Source organism: Kitasatospora sp. NPDC051705, assembly GCF_044453265.1.
Lineage (GTDB): Bacteria > Actinomycetota > Actinomycetes > Streptomycetales > Streptomycetaceae > Kitasatospora.
Map to the genome: position 1 here is coordinate 1 of NZ_JBITCO010000021.1, position 15940 is coordinate 15940.

Sequence of the window (15940 nt, forward strand, 5' to 3'; positions counted from 1 at the left end):
GGCCCCCAGGGGGGGGGCCCCCCCCCCGGGGGGGGGGGTGGGGGGGTTGGGGGGGGGGGGGGGCCGCGGGCCCCCCCCGGGCCCGCCCCCCCCCGGGGGCCCCCCCGGGGGGCCCCCCCCGTCCGGTGGACCGGTTTGCTGGCGGTCGGGCCCGGGAACCCGGTAGGGTCACCGATCGTTGCGAACAGTGACCGGACGACGACACGCTGGTGAGCGTGCGCCGGAGCACTGTCCGCACGCCGCTCCGGATCGGGTCCCGACGGGGCGATGTGCCGGGCGAGGGGGTGCGGCTAGCATGACCGGGGTAGCGGTGGGCAGTACGCGGTTGCCGTCACCGGGCGGCAGGCAGGCGACAGGAGGGCGGGCCCTGATGCAGAAGGCGAAGATCCTCCTGGTCGACGACCGGCCGGAGAACCTGCTGGCGCTGGAGGCCATCCTCTCGGCGCTGGACCAGACGCTGGTGCGCGCCGCGTCCGGCGAGGAGGCGCTCAAGGCGCTGCTCACCGACGACTTCGCGGTGATCCTGCTGGACGTCCAGATGCCCGGGATGGACGGCTTCGAGACCGCCGCCCACATCAAGCGGCGCGAGCGCACCCGGGACATCCCGATCATCTTCCTGACCGCGCTCAACCACGGCCCGCACCACACCTTCCGCGGCTACGCGGCGGGGGCCGTGGACTACATCTCCAAGCCGTTCGACCCGTGGGTGCTGCGCGCCAAGGTCTCGGTCTTCGTCGACCTGTACGTCAAGAACTGCCAGCTGAAGGAGCAGGCCTCGCTGCTGCGGCTGCAGCTGGAGGCGGGCGGCGGCGAGCCGGCCCTCGGCGGCGCGCTGCTCGGCGAGCTGTCCGCGCGGCTCGCTGCGGTCGAGGAGCAGGCGGAGGCGCTGGGCAAGCAGCTGGACGCCGTCGAGGACCCGGGGGTGGCCGCCACCGCGGGGCACCTGGAGCGCAAGCTGGCCGGGCTGCGCCGGGCCCTGGACGCCCTGCGGCCGGGGAGCCCGTGACCGCCGGTCCGGTTCACCTCCCCGGGTGAATTCCTGCGGCGGCCGGGTGAAACCGGATCAGCGTGACGGTGTGTCTGCGACACGTCCCCGTGCCCGGCTCGGCCGCATGTCCCGGGGTCGCCCGCCCCGGTAGGCTGCTGACCCATGGCCACACGTACGCCCGGCAGCGCGGCACGCAACCCCGGTCCGGGACCGTCCAAGAAGGCCGCGGCGAAGGCCCCGGGCAAGCCGCCCGCGAAGAAGGCGGCGACCAAGAAGGCGGCCCCCGCGAAGAAGGCGGCGGCGGCCAAGCCCGCCCCGCCGCCCCCGCCCAGGCCGATCCTCTTCCGCGCCGTGCGGGCCGTCTGGCTCGGCCTGGCGAACGCGGTGGCCGCGGTCTTCCGCGGCTTCGGCGACGGCGCCAAGAACCTCCACCCGGCCCACCGCAAGGACGGCGTGGGCCTGTTGCTGTTCGCGCTCGCCCTGGTGACCGCGGCCGGCACCTGGTTCAGCCCGGAGGGCTGGCTGGGGGAGGGGGCCACCGCGGTGGTGTCCGGGCTGTTCGGCCGGCTCGACGTGCTGGTGCCCTTCCTGCTCGCCGCGATCGCCATCCGGCTCTGGCGCCACCCGGAGCTGCCGGAGGCCAACGGGCGGATCATGATCGGGCTGAGCGCGCTGCTGGTCGGCGTCCTCGGCCTGGTGCACATCGGCTGCGGCGCCCCCACGATGGGCAGCGGCGCCTCGCGGATAAGGGCGGCCGGCGGGATCATCGGCTGGGCCGCCTCCACCCCGATGATGGCCGCCGCCGGTCCGACGCTGGCCGTGCCGCTGCTCCTGCTGCTGGCCTTCTTCGGGGTGCTGGTGATCACCGCCACCCCGGTCAACCGCATCTTCGAGCGGCTGCGCTCGGCCGGCGTCCGGCTCGGCGTGGTCGAGCCCCGGCCCGGGGACGGGACGCGCGACGGGCGCGCGCCGGAGCGCGAGCTGTCCACCGAGCCGCCGGAGGACGCCGACCCCTCGGCGCTGCCGTTCACCGTGGACGCCGGCGGCGAGGACCCGCGCGACGAGGTGGCCGCCCGCCGGCGCCGCCGCCGGCGCAAGCCGGACCCGGCCGAGCAGGACGGGCCGGAGGCCGTCCGGGTCTCCCTGGACAAGGAGCCGCTGGACCCGTACGCCACCCGCAACCTCGCCGCCGGCGCCGCCGCCGACCTGGACGGCGCGCTGGTCTACGGGGTGCCCGCCTCCTCGGCGGTGGCGGACATGATGCACCAGGTGCAGGACCGCACCGCCCCGCCCGAGGAGGCGGCCGTCCCGGCCGCCCGCAGCGGCGGCCCCGGCGCACCCGAGGAGCACGGCGCGGCGCCGGTGCGCATGGAGCAGCTCCAGCTCTCCGGCGACATCACCTACGCGCTCCCCCCGCTCGACCTGCTGGAGCGCGGCGGCCCGGCCAAGGCCCGCAGCGCCCTCAACGACGAGGTGGTGGCCCAGCTCACCGGCACCTTCTCCGAGTTCAAGGTGGACGCCAGGGTCACCGGCTTCACCCGCGGCCCGACGGTCACCCGCTACGAGGTCGAGCTCGGCCCGGCCGTCAAGGTGGAGCGGATCACCGCGCTCGCCAAGAACATCGCGTACGCGGTGGCCAGCCCGGACGTGCGGATCATCAGCCCGATCCCGGGCAAGTCCGCGGTCGGCATCGAGATCCCCAACCGGGACCGCGAGATGGTCAACCTCGGCGACCTGCTGCGCTCGCGCACGGCGGCCGAGGACACCCACCCGATGGTCGTCGGCATGGGCAAGGACGTCGAGGGCCACACCGTGATGGCCAACCTCGCCAAGATGCCGCACATCCTGGTGGCCGGCGCCACCGGCGCGGGCAAGTCGTCCTGCATCAACTGCCTGATCACCTCGGTGCTCGCCCGGGCCACCCCGGACGAGGTGCGGATGGTGCTGGTCGACCCCAAGCGGGTCGAGCTGACCGCCTACGAGGGCATCCCGCACCTGATCACGCCGATCATCACCAACCCCAAGAAGGCCGCGGAGGCCCTCCAGTGGGTGGTGCGCGAGATGGACCTGCGCTACGACGACCTGGCGGCCTTCGGCTTCCGGCACGTGGACGACTTCAACGCCGCGGTGCGGGCCGGCAAGGTCACACCGCCGCTCGGCAGCGAGCGGGAACTGACGCCGTACCCGTACCTGCTGGTGATCGTCGACGAGCTGGCCGACCTGATGATGGTCGCGCCGCGCGACGTCGAGGACTCGGTGGTCCGGATCACCCAGCTGGCCCGTGCGGCCGGCATCCACCTGGTGCTGGCGACCCAGCGGCCCTCGGTGGACGTGGTGACCGGTCTGATCAAGGCCAACGTGCCGTCCCGGCTGGCCTTCGCGACCTCCGCGATGGCCGACTCCCGGGTCATCCTGGACCAGCCCGGCGCCGAGAAGCTGATCGGCAAGGGCGACGCGCTCTTCCTCCCGATGGGTGCCAGCAAGCCGATCCGCATGCAGGGCGCGTTCGTCACCGAGGCGGAGATCGCCGCGGTCGTCCAGCACTGCAAGGACCAGCTCACCGCCGTCTACCGGGACGACGTGACGGTCGGCGGCGGGCCGAAGAAGGAGATCGACGAGGAGATCGGCGACGACCTGGACCTGCTGATCCAGGCGGCCGAACTGGTGGTCTCCACCCAGTTCGGCTCGACCTCGATGCTCCAGCGCAAGCTCCGGGTCGGCTTCGCCAAGGCCGGCCGGCTGATGGACCTGATGGAGTCGCGGGGGATCGTCGGGCCGAGCGAGGGCTCCAAGGCCCGTGACGTGCTGGTGAAGCCGGACGAGCTGGACGGGGTGCTGGTGACCCTGCGCGGGTGACGGCCCGTCCCTCCGTCGGCCCGTCCCCCCGTCGGGCCCGTTCCCCCCGCTGGACGCGTCTCTTCGGCGGACCCGCGTTCCCCGGGACCGGCGCTCCCCCGGACCGGCGCCCCTGGGGGCCGGTGCCCCTCGGGACCCGTGCCCCCGGGGAGGTGTCACTCGTTCGGAGGGGGGTAGGCGCCGTGGTGGGAACCGAACGTGCGTACACCGCGTCACAGGCCGGAAAGCGAAGCCCGGGGTTCCCCGCGCGGGCCCGCTGACAGCGGGTCAGCGGGGTGCGGGGCCCCGGTCGGGGCGGGTGTGCGCATTCGGTCCTGTTCCGCTTGAGAAACGATCCGCCCGCGCCCCTAGACTGTTCCCCAGCAGGTGGCCATCCGCTCGAAAGGCGTGCCCCGTGACCATCGGCAAGTCCCCCGACCGCGAGAACGCCCCGTCGTCCGCGCAGCCGTCCGACGCCGCGGTTCAGGCGGCCGATGCCCCGAGCATCGGCCGGGTGCTGTCCGCCGCCCGGATCGAGGCCGGGCTCACGGTGGACCAGGTGAGTACGGCGACCCGGGTACGGGTGCCGATCGTCCATGCCATCGAGGAGGACGACTTCGGCCGCTGCGGCGGCGACTTCTACGCCCGCGGACACATCCGCTCGATCGCCCGCGCCGTCGGCGTGGACGGCGAGGAGCTGGTCGCCCGCTACGACGACGCGCACGGCGGCTCGCCCGCCTCCAAGCGCCCCACCCAGCTGATCGACAGCGGGCCGATCAAGGTGCCCGGCCGCGGTCGGCCGAACTGGGCGGCGGCGATGGTCGCCGCGATCGTCGCCGTGGTCGCCCTGATCGGCTTCAACCTGGTGAACGGCAAGACCGGCCACACCGGGACCGGCTCCGCCAGCGCGCGGCTGCCCAGCGGCTCCGGCACCGGCTCCCTCGCCCCGGCCCCCTCGCCCACCGTGCAGCCCCCGGCACCCGCTCCCAGCGCCGCCGCGATCGCCGCCGTGCCGGCCGACAAGGTGACCGTGAAGCTGGTCGCCGAGGGCACCAGCTGGGTGTCCGCGGTGGACGGCACCGGGAAGTCGCTGTTCCAGAACAACATCAGCGACGGCCAGGACCAGACGTTCACCGACGGGAAGCAGATCAAGTTGGTGCTCGGCAACGGCGGGGCCGTGCACGCGTACGTCAACGGGAAGGACCTCGGTCTCCTCGGCAAGGACGGCCAGGTGGTGCACGTCACGTACACCCCCGGCGACCCGCAGGCGGGCTGACCAGAGCAGGCCTGTGGAGGGGTCGGAGACCTGGTGAAGATCTGGTAATCCGAGGCGCGCGGCCTCCGGGGCGAACGGCACCGGAGGCCGCGCGTTAATCTTGGGCCTATGCCTGAACGCCGCACTGTCGCCCTTGTCACGCTCGGATGCGCCCGCAACGAGGTGGACTCCGAGGAACTCGCCGGGCGACTGGAGGCCGACGGCTGGTTGCTCGTCGACGACGCCGCCGCCGCGGACGTCGCCGTCGTCAACACCTGCGGCTTCGTCGAAGCCGCCAAGAAGGACTCCGTGGACGCCCTGCTGGAGGCCAACGACCTGAAGGGACACGGCCGCACCCAGGCCGTCGTCGCGGTCGGCTGCATGGCCGAGCGGTACGGCAAGGAGCTCGCCGACGCGCTGCCCGAGGCCGACGGGGTGCTCGGCTTCGACGACTACGCCGACATCTCCGACCGGCTCCAGACGATCCTCTCCGGCGGCCACCACGCCCCGCACCTCCCGCGCGACCGCCGCAAGCTCCTGCCGATCAGCCCGGCCGAACGGCAGTCCGCCGCCGAGGCCGTCGCGCTGCCCGGCCACGGCGCCGCCGAGGCCCCCGCCGAACCGATCGCCGACCTGCCCGACGGCCTCGCCCCGGCCTCCGGCCCGCGCACCCTGCGCAAGCGGCTCGACGACAACCCGGTCGCCTCCGTCAAGCTCGCCTCCGGCTGCGACCGGCGCTGTTCGTTCTGCGCCATCCCCGCCTTCCGCGGCTCGTTCATCTCCCGCCGCCCCTCCGACGTGCTGCACGAGGCCCAGTGGCTGGCCGGGCAGGGCGTGCGCGAGATCGTCCTGGTGAGCGAGAACAACACCTCGTACGGCAAGGACCTCGGCGACATCCGCCTGCTGGAGACGCTGCTCGGCGAGATCTCCTCGATCGAGGGCGTCGAGCGGGTCCGGGTCTCCTACCTGCAGCCGGCCGAGATGCGCCCCGGCCTGATCGACGCGATGACCGGGACCACCGACGTGGTGCCCTACTTCGACCTCTCCTTCCAGCACTCGGCGCCGGCCGTGCTGCGCCGGATGCGGCGCTTCGGCTCCACCGACCAGTTCCTGGAGCTGCTGAAGACCATCCGCGACCGGGCCCCGCAGGCCGGCGCCCGGTCCAACTTCATCGTCGGCTTCCCCGGTGAGACCGAGGAGGACTTCGCCGAGCTGGAACGCTTCGTCACCCACGCCGGGCTCGACGCGATCGGCGTCTTCGGCTACTCGGACGAGGACGGCACCGAGGCCGCCACCTACGACGGCAAGCTGCCCGAGGACGTCATCGCCGACCGGCTGAGCCGGCTGAGCCGACTGGCCGAGGAGATGACCGCCCAGCGGGCCGAACAGCGGATCGGCACCGAGGTCGAGGTGCTGATCGAGTCGGTCGAGGACGGGGTGGTCGAGGGCCGGGCCGCCCACCAGGCGCCCGAGACCGACGGCCTGACCACCCTGCTCGGCGTCGAGGACCCCGCGGTGGGCCAGTTCCACCGGGCCACCGTGGTGGCCAGCGAGGGCGTCGACCTGATCGCCGAGGCGCTGGAGCAGGTGCGGGCCCCCAAGGCCCCGGGAGCCGGAGAATGACCAAGGGGCCCGGCGCCCCGGCCGCGGCCCACCCGGACAGACCGGTGGCCGCGGTACCGCCGCCGCCGGGTGTCTGGAACATCGCCAACATGCTCACGATGCTCCGGCTGCTGCTGGTGCCGGTCTTCGTGACGCTGCTGTTCGCCGACGGCGGGCACGACCCCAAGTGGCGCTCCGTCGCCTGGGCCTCGTTCGCCGTCGCGATGATCACCGACCTGTTCGACGGCGAGCTGGCCCGGCGCAAGGGCCTGGTCACCGACTTCGGGAAGATCGCCGACCCGATCGCCGACAAGGCGATCATGGGCGCGGCCCTGATCGGCCTCTCGCTGCTCGGCGACCTGCCCTGGTGGGTCACCGTGGTGATCCTGGCCCGCGAACTCGGCATCACCCTGATGCGCTTCTGGGTCATCCGCTACGGGGTCATCCCGGCCAGCCGCGGCGGCAAGCTCAAGACGCTCACCCAGGGCATCGCCGTCGGCATGTACGTCCTGGAGCTGACCGGCTGGCTCGCCACCGCGCGGGCCGTGCTGATGGCCCTGGCGGTGCTGCTGACCGTCGGCACCGCACTGGACTACGTCGGACAGGCGCTGCGCCTGCGCCGCGAGGGACTGGCCGCGGAGCGCGCGGGCCGGTGAACGAAGGGGGAGCGCGGGTGGCGCGGCAGGACACGGCGGGGCACGAGCCGGCTCGGCGCGACCCGGTCCGGTGCGATCCGGCTCAGCACGACTTGGCTCAGCACGACCCGGCTCAGCACGACCTGGCGGCGCGGGCGCACGCCGCGCTGCGCGCCGGGGGCGCCTCGCTGGCCGTCGCCGAGTCGCTGACCGGCGGGCTGCTGGCGGCCGCGCTGGTGGACGTCCCCGGGGCGTCCGCGACCTTCCGCGGCTCCGTCACCGCGTACGCCACCGACCTCAAGGCCTCGGTGCTCGGCGTGGACGAGGGGCTGCTGGCCGTCCACGGGCCGGTGCACCCGGTGGTGGCCCGGCAGATGGCCGAGGGCGTGCGCCGGCTGCTGGGGGCGACCTACGGCCTCGCGACGACCGGGGTCGCCGGACCGGACCCGCAGGACGGCCGGCCGGTGGGCACCGTACACCTCGCGGTGGCCGGCCCGGGGGGAACTCTGGTCAGTTCGCCCCGGCTGTCGGGGGACCGTGCCACAATCCGTCACGGGGCGGTGACCACCGCCCTGGAACTGCTCGTCGGGAGCCTCCCGGCCGGTGCGCCCACGACCTGACCTCGTGGGCCCGGCCCCCGCGCCTCGGGCGCCGGTGGAGTCCTGGTGGAGCCGCGGTCGCGGAGAACTCCACCCGACCGGGACCCGTCGATCCGGCGCACGGGTATGGGACAGCTGGAGGATCGTGTTACATCCAAGGCCCTGGTTGGGCAGAAACCAGGTGGCGAACGAGTTGCGTGACGGTGGCCGGGCGGGCCGCGACGGGTACCACGAGGGGCCCGCGGACCCGGGTACGACACCGCCGCGAGGAGGGGGACGGCCTTGCAGCCCAGAGTGAACACGACCAGGGTCCCCGCACGCGAAGCGGGCAAGGCGGTACGGTGGGGGCGTGACATCTCGATCCGCAGTCCGAGGAGGGAGGCACCGATGATCCTGCTCCGTCGCCTACTGGGCGATGTACTGCGTCGGCAGCGCCAGCGCCAGGGCCGCACACTCCGCGAGGTGTCGGCGGCCGCACGGGTTTCGCTCGGTTACCTCTCCGAGGTCGAGCGGGGACAGAAGGAGGCCTCCTCGGAGCTGCTCTCCGCCATCTGCGACGCACTCGACGTCCGGATGTCCGAGGTCATGCGCGAGGTCAGCGACGAACTCTCGCTCGCCGAACTTGCGGCGATGGCCACCCTCTCCGAAGGTGATCTGCTGAGGCCGGTGCTCGAACCGGTACCGCTGCCCGCCCCCGGCGCCGACCGGGCGAACATGTCGCCCAAGGCCGCCGCGATGGACGTGGTCGCCGCCTGAACCCGGCCTCGACTCCTGGGCTCCTGGTGCCCGGGGCGAGCGAAGGAGGGCGGTCGTGCGAAGAGCGTCGACGGTGTGCACGGAGGCCCGAATACGGCTGCGGCACGTGGTGTCCTGGTCGGCCCGCCGGGTCCTGGCGGTCCTCACCGCCGGCCTCCTCTGTTGGCTCCTGGTGATCCGGGGCCAGCTGGCGGACGGCGCGGCCCTCGGGTTGCTCGCGGCCGGAGGCTGGGGGCTCGGTCTGATCCCGGTGCACGCAGACCGGAGCGCGACCGGACCGCAGCGGCGCCTGCGGGCGCGGGCCGCACGGGCCGCGGGCCGGGTGGAGACGCAACCGCCGCCGACCGGCTGATTCACCCGTACGGGTGAGCCCGGTCGTACCGGCGCGACGAGTGGACGGGAACGCCGCGGGTCCGGTGGACCCGCGGCCTTCTGCTGCTCCGACGGGGGCCGGGCGCCGGGCCGACGGCACCGTCAGGGTCGCAGGCGCAGACCGCGCGGGGTCGCGTGGAAGCCGGCCTCCTCCAGTGCCGCACCGAGCTCCGAGCCGAGGGCCGGCTCGCCGTTCGCCCGCTCCACCGTGACGCTGCCCAGGGCGCCCTCGCGGACCGCGCCCGCCAGCGCGCCCGCCGCCAGCGCCCGGGTGGCCGCGTCCTCCGGCCAGGCCAGCAGCGATTTGCCGCCCCGCTCGACGTACAGCGCCAGCTCGCCGTCCACCAGCACCACCAGGGCGCCCGCCTTGCGGCCGGGGCGGTGCGCCCGGACCTCCTTCGCCTCCCCGGTGCCCCCGGCACCCGTGGCCTCCTTCGCCCCGGAGCCGGTCGGCGGCTCCGGCCAGGGCAGCGCCGCGCCGTAGGCGTTCGCCGGGTCGGCGGCGGCGAGCACCAGCACCTGCGGGGGCTCCGCGGCCGGCGCGGCCGGCCACTCGACCCCCCGGGCCCGCTCCAGTCGGGAGTGCACCGAGCGCAGCCGGTCGGCCGCGCCGTCCATGGCGAACTGGGCCCCGCCCAGCCCCTCGACGAAGTAGCCCCGGCGGGCCCGGCCGCGCTCCTCCATCGCGGCGAGCACCCGGTACACCCCGGCGAAGCCGCCGGGCACCCGCTCCGCCGCCACCGCGCCCCGGGTGAGCAGACCGTGCCGGTCCAGCAGGCTCTGGGCCCGGCTGGTGGCCCGCAGCGTCGGGTCGGCCGCCGGGGCGGGCAGCAGCGACCAGCGGCCGGCCACCGTCGGCGGGCCGCTGCGCAGGGCGCCGCCGGCCCGGCCGAAGGAGCGGCCGGCGCCGCCGTAGCGGCCGCGTGGCGTCGCCCGGGGGGCGCGGTGGGCGGTGGCCCCGGCCGTCCGGCCGGAGCCGAGCAGGGCGCGCAGCGGGGCCAGGGTGTCGTTGGTGACGTAACCGGCCCAGACGAGGTCCCAGAGGGCCGCCACCGCCTCCGGCTCGGGGACGTCCTCCGGGAGCTGCTGGACGAGCTGGCGGAAGAACAGGCCGTAGCCGCCGGCCAGCGCCCGCAACAGGGCGTCGTGCACGGGCGTCAGCGCGGGCGGGACGGCGTCGGGGCGCAGCAGGTGGGCGTTCTCGGTCAGGTGCAGGCTGAGCCAGCCGTCCTTGCCGGGCAGGGCGCCGGCCCCGCACCAGCCGATCTCGCCGGCGGCCGTCAGTTCGTCCAGCAGGCCGGGGGAGTAGTCGGCGAGCCGGGCCGGCAGGATCAGCTTCTCCAGGGCGGAGGCGGGCAGGGCGGTGCCCTGGAGCTGCTCGACCACCCGGAGCAGGCCGTCGGGGCCGCGCAGCCGGTGGCCGGCCAGGTGCTGCCACTGCGGGAGGAAGGCGGCCAGCGCCCGGGGCGGGACGGGCTCGACCTCCTGGCGCAGGGCGGCGAGCGAGCGGCGGCGCAGCCGGCGCAGCACCTCGGCGTCGCACCACTCGACGCCGGCGGTGTGGCTCTCCACCGGCCGGAACTGGCCCTGCACCAGGCGCCCGGCGGAGGTGAGGCGGTGCAGGGTGCCGGTGACGACGGCGGTGCCGAGGCCGAACCGGGCGGCGGCCTCGGCGGCGGTGAACGGGCCGTGGGTGCGGGCGTGCCGGGCGAGGAGGTCGCCCAGCGGGTCCTTGACCGGCTCGGTGAACGCCTCCGGGACGCCGACCGGCAGCGGGGTGCCGAGCGCGTCGCGCAGCCGACCGGCGTCCTCGACCGCGGCCCAGCGCTGCTCGCCGGCGATCCGGACCTGGATCACCCGGCGGGCGGCCTCCAGCTCCAGCGCCCAGAGCGGCTCGGCGCCGCGCACCGTCAGCTCGGCCTCGCTGAGCGGGCCGAGCAGGCGCAGCGCGTCGGCGACGCCCTCGGCGTCCCTGACCCGGCGCTCCGGGGTGAGGCGCTGGAGCTCGGCCTCCAGCTCGGCGAGCACCTGCGGGTCGAGCAGCTCGCTCAGTTCGGCCTGGCCGAGGAGTTCGGAGAGCAGCCGGGAGTCGAGCGAGAGGGCGGCGGCGCGGCGCTCGGCGAGCGGGGAGTCGCCCTCGTAGAGGAACTGGGCGACGTAGCCGAACAGCAGTGAGCGGGCGAAGGGGGACGGCTCCGGGGTGGTGACCTCGACCAGGCGGACGGCGCGGGACTCGAGGTCCCCCATCAGCTCGACCAGGCCGGGTACGTCGAAGACGTCCTGCAGGCACTCGCGGACGGCCTCCAGGACGATCGGGAACGAGCCGTACTCGGAGGCGACCTCGAGGAGTTGGGCGGCGCGCTGGCGCTGCTGCCAGAGCGGGGTGCGGCGGCCGGGGCTGCGGCGCGGGAGCAGCAGGGCGCGGCCGGCGCACTCGCGGAAGCGGGAGGCGAACAGGGCCGAGCCGCCGACCTGGTCGGTGACCAGCTGCTCGATCTCGCCGGGGTCGAACAGGGCGGCGTCGGCGCCGACCGGGGCCTCGTCCGCCGGGGAGGGCTCCGCGGGGCCCGCGAAGTCGAAGTCGGGGGACAGCAGGTCGGCGTCCGGCAGCCGGAGCACGATGCCGTCGTCGGCGTGCATGACCTGCGGGTCGAGGCCGTGCTTCTCGCGCAGCCGGGCGCCGAGGGCGAGCGCCCAGGGGGCGTGCACCTGGGCGCCGAAGGGGGAGTGGACGACGATCCGCCAGTCGCCCAGCTCGTCGCGGAAGCGTTCGACCACGATGGTGCGGTCGTCCGGCAGGTGGCCGCAGGCGGCGCGCTGCTCGGCCAGGTAGTCGAGCAGGTTGGCGGCGGCCCAGTCGTCCAGGCCGGCCTGCCGGAGCCGGGCGGTGGCGTCGGCGGGTGGCATGGCGCCCAGCTCGCGGGTGAACGCGCCGAGGGCGCGGCCGAGTTCGAGCGGGCGGCCGAGGGTGTCGCCCTTCCAGAACGGGAGCCGGCCGGGGACGCCGGGAGCGGGGGTGACCAGCACCTTGTCGTGGGTGATGTCCTCGATCCGCCAGGAGGTGGTGCCGAGGGTGAAGACGTCGCCCACGCGGGACTCGTAGACCATCTCCTCGTCGAGCTCGCCCACCCGCCGCCCGCCGCCGCCCTTCTTCGGGTCGGTGCCGGCGATGAAGACGCCGAACAGGCCGCGGTCGGGGATGGTGCCGCCGGAGGTGACGGCGAGCCGCTGGGCGCCCGGACGGCCCGTCACGGTGCCGGCCACGCGGTCCCAGACCACCCGGGGGCGCAGCTCGGCGAAGGCGTCCGAGGGGTAGCGGCCGGCCAGCATGTCGAGCACGGCCTCGAAGGCGGACTGCGGGAGGGTGGCGAACGGGGCGGCGCGGCGGACCACGGTGAGCAGCTCGTCCACCGGCCAGGCGTCCAGTGCCGTCATCGCGACCAGCTGCTGGGCGAGGACGTCCAGCGGGTTGCGCGGGACGCGCAGCGCCTCGATCCGCCCGGCCCGCATCCGCTCGGTGACCACGGCGGACTGCACGAGGTCCCCCCGGTACTTGGGGAAGAAGACGCCGGTGGAGACGGCCCCGACCTGGTGGCCGGCCCGGCCGACCCGCTGCAGGCCGGAGGCGACCGAGGGCGGTGACTCCACCTGGACGACCAGCTCGACGGCGCCCATGTCGATGCCCAGTTCCAGGCTGGAGGTGGCGACGACGGCGGGCAGCCGGCCCGCCTTCAGCTCCTCCTCGACCAGGGACCGCTGCTCCTTGGAGACGGAGCCGTGGTGCGCCCGGGCGATGACCGGGGGGATCCCCCTGGCGGCCCCCGAGCCGCCCATCAGCTGGGCCGGGGCGTGCGCCTCGGGGGCGGCGGTGCCGGTGGCGCGCTCGTGGGCGATCTCGTTCAGCCGGTTGCACAGGCGCTCGGCGAGGCGGCGGGAGTTGGCGAACACGATGGTCGAGCGGTGCGCCTCGACGAGGTCGACGATCCGTTCCTCGACGTGCGGCCAGATCGAGGTCTGGCGCTGCGGGTCGGTGTCGGACGCACCGCCGGTGGCCGGGGCGGCGGGCAGGTCGTCCAGGTCGGGGACGGGGACGACCACCGACAGGTCGAACTCCTTGGCGGTGGCGGGCTGGACGACGGCGGCGCCGCGCTGCGGGCTGAGGAAGCGCGCCACCTCGTCGACCGGGCGGACGGTCGCGGACAGGCCGATCCGGCGGGCCGGGCGCTCCAGCAGTTCGTCCAGCCGCTCCAGGCTGAGTGCGAGGTGGGCGCCGCGCTTGGTGCCGGCGACCGCGTGCACCTCGTCGAGGATCACCGTGTCGACGCCGCGCAGCGCGTCCCGGGAGGCGGAGGTGAGCAGCAGGAACAGCGACTCGGGGGTGGTGATCAGGATGTCCGGCGGGTGGGTCGCGAAGCGTCGCCGGTCGGCGGCGGGGGTGTCGCCGGAGCGGATGGCGACCTGGACCTCGGGTTCGGGCAGGCCGAGCCGGACGGCGGCCTGGCGCAGGCCGGTCAGCGGGGCGCGCAGGTTGCGTTCGACGTCCACCGCGAGCGCCTTGAGCGGTGAGACGTAGAGGACCCGGCAGCGGCGGGCCGGTTCGGCCGGGGGCGGGGTGCTGCTCAGCCGGTCCAGGGCGGAGAGGAAGGCGGCGAGCGTTTTGCCGGAGCCGGTCGGGGCGACCACCAGGACGTCGGTGCCGCGCCGGATGGCGCGCCAGGCCTCGGACTGGGCGGTGGTGGGGGCGGAGAAGGCGCCGGTGAACCAGGCCCGGGTGGTCGGGGCGAAGCCGGCCAGGGGGTCGTCGTCGGGCGGGGTCGGGTGCTGGGGCGCCATGCCCCCATGGTGCCGGGTGGCACCGACAACCGGGGGCCGGCGGGCGCGGGTGTCCGTGGAGGAGCAAAAAGGGCAATCCGCTCATATGGTGATGATTCAGGACCGTGATCGACCCGTGACCCACCGGACCGACGAGCGGAGAGCGTGCGATGGCGCAGGTGCACCCGTGCGGCGGGCCCGTCCGTGCCGCCCGGCGCCGGGTCGGCGGGCCCGCCCGGGCGCTGCTCGCCATGCTGCTCACCGCGCTGGTGGTCGGCGGCGCCGTCCCCTCCGTCTCGGGGGCCGGCCGCTCCTACCTCAGCTACCTGGTCCTGGCCGAGCAGGAGGACGCCGCCGGCGCCGCCCGGGCCGGGGCGGAGAGCCGGGCGGCGGGCGGTCAGGTGGTCCAGGAGTACCCGCAGATCGGGGCCGTCCTGGCGTACGCCACCGGCGGCTTCGCCGACCGGCTGCGCACCCGCCCCGGGATCGCCGCGGTCGGCGCCACCCGCACCACGCCGGTGGTGAGCCCGCCCCGGCTGCTCGACGGCGCCGGGGACTTCGCGGCCGGCGCCGGCCCGGCCGCCCGCGGCGCCGACCGGGCGGACGGCGGCACCCCCACCGTGCCCGACCCGGCCGAGGGCGACCCGTGGAACCTCGCCCTGGTGGGTGCCGCCCCCGCGCCGGGCGGCGACGCCTCCGCCGCACCGCGCGGCCCCGCGGCCGGCGCCGCGCCCACCGCGGGGGCGCTGAACCGGGTGCTGGTCGCGGTGCTCGACTCCGGCGTCGACGACACCCACCCGGACCTGCGGGCCGCCGTCGACCCGAAGGCCTCCGCCTCCTGCGCCGACGGGCGCCCGGACGCCCGCTCCGGTGCCTGGCGGCCCGACCCGGGCGTCGGCGAGAGCGGCCACGGCACCCACGTCGCCGGCATCGTCGGCGCCGCCCGGGACGGTCACGGCGTCACCGGGGTCGCGCCCGGCGTGCGGATCGCCGCCGTCCGGCTGCTCGGGCCGCTCGGCCAGTACTACGCAGAGAACATCGTCTGCGGGATGCTCTGGGCCGCCGACCACGGCGCCAGGGCGATCAACAACAGCTACTTCGCCGACCCGTGGAAGTACAACTGCCCGGAGGACCGGGACCAGGCCGCGCTGGTCGCCGCCGTCGGCCGCGCCGCCGGCTACGCGCAGCGCAGGGGCGCCGTGGTGGTCGCCTCGGCGGGCAACGACGGGCAGGACCTCGGCGCGGCCCGGACCGACGACCGCAGCCCCAACGACCGCACCGCCGGCCCGGCCCGCACCCGCCACCTCGGGACGGAGTGCATCCGGCTGCCCGGCGAGCTGCCCGGGGTGGTCACCGTCACCGCCGTCGACCGGGACGGCCACCCGTCGGGCTACTCCAACTACGGGCGCGGCCGGGTGTCGCTGGCCGCACCCGGCGGGGACCCGGACGGCGGCCCGCAGGGCGCGATCGTCTCCGACTGGCCCGGCGGGCAGTACGCGGCGCTCGCGGGCACCTCGATGGCGGCGGCGCACGTCACCGGGGCGGTCGCGGTGGCCGCCGCACTGCACCCGGACTACGGCTCGGGGGCGCTCGCCGCGCTGCTGGCCGGCACGGCGGCCGCCGCCTGCCCGCCGGGGCCCTACGCCTGCGGGGAGCGGCAGTACGCCGGTGCGGGGCTGCTCGCGCTGCCGAAGTGAGCCGGCCCCGGGCCGCCCGGGCGGGCGGACCGGCCGGGGCGGGCGGGCGCGGTCCGGGATACTGGGGGGCATGAGGCTGACGGAGTTCTGGCGACGGATGTACGCGCACTTCGGCGAGGCGTACGCGGAGTCCTTCGCCTCCGACCACGTGATGAGCGAACTCGGCGGGCGGACGGTGCGGCAGGCGCTGGAGTCCGGCTGGGAGGCCAAGGACGTCTGGCGGGTGGTCTGTCGGACCCAGGGCGTCTCCGGCGCGCTGCGCTGAGCCGGGCCCGTCCGGCGGTGGGCCGAACGGGTGCCCGCGCCCGGGCGGGCCCGGGGCATGGGTGAGACTGTCGGGGTGGCAAGCAGCGCAGGAGCACCGGAACCGGACAGGTCGGCGCAGGCCG

Annotated in this window: 11 protein-coding genes; 10 read left to right on the top strand and 1 reads right to left on the bottom strand. The window is 75.6% G+C overall.

Annotated features, from left to right (window positions below; genetic code table 11):
* Positions 1 to 367 precede the first annotated feature (367 nt).
* The 8 genes from ACIA8Q_RS24070 to ACIA8Q_RS24105 all read left to right on the top strand — a co-directional run bounded on the left by ACIA8Q_RS24070 (position 368) and on the right by ACIA8Q_RS24105 (position 9022).
* Positions 368 to 1006, top strand: coding sequence for a response regulator (locus tag ACIA8Q_RS24070; protein ID WP_360221051.1), 639 nt, complete (start codon positions 368 to 370; stop codon positions 1004 to 1006).
* 144 nt (positions 1007 to 1150) lie between these two features.
* Positions 1151 to 3844, top strand: coding sequence for a DNA translocase FtsK (locus ACIA8Q_RS24075; protein WP_387905670.1), 2694 nt, complete (start codon positions 1151 to 1153; stop codon positions 3842 to 3844).
* A 394-nt stretch (positions 3845 to 4238) separates the two neighbouring features.
* The gene (locus ACIA8Q_RS24080) at positions 4239 to 5099 is read left to right on the top strand and encodes a helix-turn-helix domain-containing protein (protein ID WP_396317661.1); all 861 of its coding nucleotides are present in this window, start codon (positions 4239 to 4241) and stop codon (positions 5097 to 5099) included.
* A 108-nt stretch (positions 5100 to 5207) separates the two neighbouring features.
* Positions 5208 to 6701: a 30S ribosomal protein S12 methylthiotransferase RimO gene (gene rimO / locus ACIA8Q_RS24085; RefSeq protein WP_396317662.1), complete on the top strand. Its 1494-nt coding sequence runs from the start codon at positions 5208 to 5210 to the stop codon at positions 6699 to 6701.
* Positions 6698 to 7336, top strand: coding sequence for a CDP-diacylglycerol--glycerol-3-phosphate 3-phosphatidyltransferase (gene pgsA / locus ACIA8Q_RS24090; protein ID WP_360221027.1), 639 nt, complete (start codon positions 6698 to 6700; stop codon positions 7334 to 7336). Before rimO ends, pgsA begins: the two co-directional genes overlap by 4 nt.
* Positions 7337 to 7458: 122 nt before the next feature.
* Positions 7459 to 7935, top strand: a complete 477-nt coding sequence (locus tag ACIA8Q_RS24095) for a CinA family protein (RefSeq protein WP_360221048.1) — start codon at positions 7459 to 7461, stop codon at positions 7933 to 7935.
* 366 nt (positions 7936 to 8301) lie between these two features.
* The gene (locus ACIA8Q_RS24100; protein ID WP_030290911.1) at positions 8302 to 8670 is read left to right on the top strand and encodes a helix-turn-helix domain-containing protein; all 369 of its coding nucleotides are present in this window, start codon (positions 8302 to 8304) and stop codon (positions 8668 to 8670) included.
* Positions 8671 to 8725: 55 nt separating this feature from the next.
* On the top strand, positions 8726 to 9022 hold the full coding sequence (locus ACIA8Q_RS24105; RefSeq protein WP_396317663.1) for a hypothetical protein: 297 nt from the start codon (positions 8726 to 8728) through the stop codon (positions 9020 to 9022).
* A 122-nt stretch (positions 9023 to 9144) separates the two neighbouring features.
* Here the strand turns inward: ACIA8Q_RS24105 and ACIA8Q_RS24110 are convergent, their stop codons facing one another.
* Positions 9145 to 13875, bottom strand: coding sequence for an ATP-dependent helicase (locus ACIA8Q_RS24110; RefSeq protein WP_396317664.1), 4731 nt, complete (start codon positions 13873 to 13875; stop codon positions 9145 to 9147).
* A 149-nt stretch (positions 13876 to 14024) separates the two neighbouring features.
* Between ACIA8Q_RS24110 and ACIA8Q_RS24115 the strand changes: the two genes are divergently transcribed.
* Together ACIA8Q_RS24115 and ACIA8Q_RS24120 are read left to right on the top strand one after the other, a co-directional pair.
* Positions 14025 to 15551 (top strand): S8 family serine peptidase, encoded by a 1527-nt coding sequence (locus ACIA8Q_RS24115; RefSeq protein ID WP_396317665.1) that lies wholly within the window; start codon positions 14025 to 14027, stop codon positions 15549 to 15551.
* A gap of 70 nt (positions 15552 to 15621) precedes the next feature.
* Complete coding sequence (locus ACIA8Q_RS24120; protein ID WP_360221015.1) at positions 15622 to 15816, top strand: DUF3046 domain-containing protein; 195 nt, start codon at positions 15622 to 15624, stop codon at positions 15814 to 15816.
* Positions 15817 to 15940 lie beyond the last annotated feature (124 nt).

Coding starts and splice junctions, on each gene's coding strand:
- ACIA8Q_RS24115 (WP_396317665.1), top strand. CDS start 14,025: ATGGCGCAGGTGCACCCGTGCGGCGGGCCCGTCCGTGCCGCCCGGCGC.
- ACIA8Q_RS24120 (WP_360221015.1), top strand. CDS start 15,622: ATGAGGCTGACGGAGTTCTGGCGACGGATGTACGCGCACTTCGGCGAG.
- ACIA8Q_RS24110 (WP_396317664.1), bottom strand. CDS start 13,875: ATGGCGCCCCAGCACCCGACCCCGCCCGACGACGACCCCCTGGCCGGC.
- rimO (WP_396317662.1), top strand. CDS start 5,208: ATGCCTGAACGCCGCACTGTCGCCCTTGTCACGCTCGGATGCGCCCGC.
- ACIA8Q_RS24100 (WP_030290911.1), top strand. CDS start 8,302: ATGATCCTGCTCCGTCGCCTACTGGGCGATGTACTGCGTCGGCAGCGC.
- pgsA (WP_360221027.1), top strand. CDS start 6,698: ATGACCAAGGGGCCCGGCGCCCCGGCCGCGGCCCACCCGGACAGACCG.
- ACIA8Q_RS24075 (WP_387905670.1), top strand. CDS start 1,151: ATGGCCACACGTACGCCCGGCAGCGCGGCACGCAACCCCGGTCCGGGA.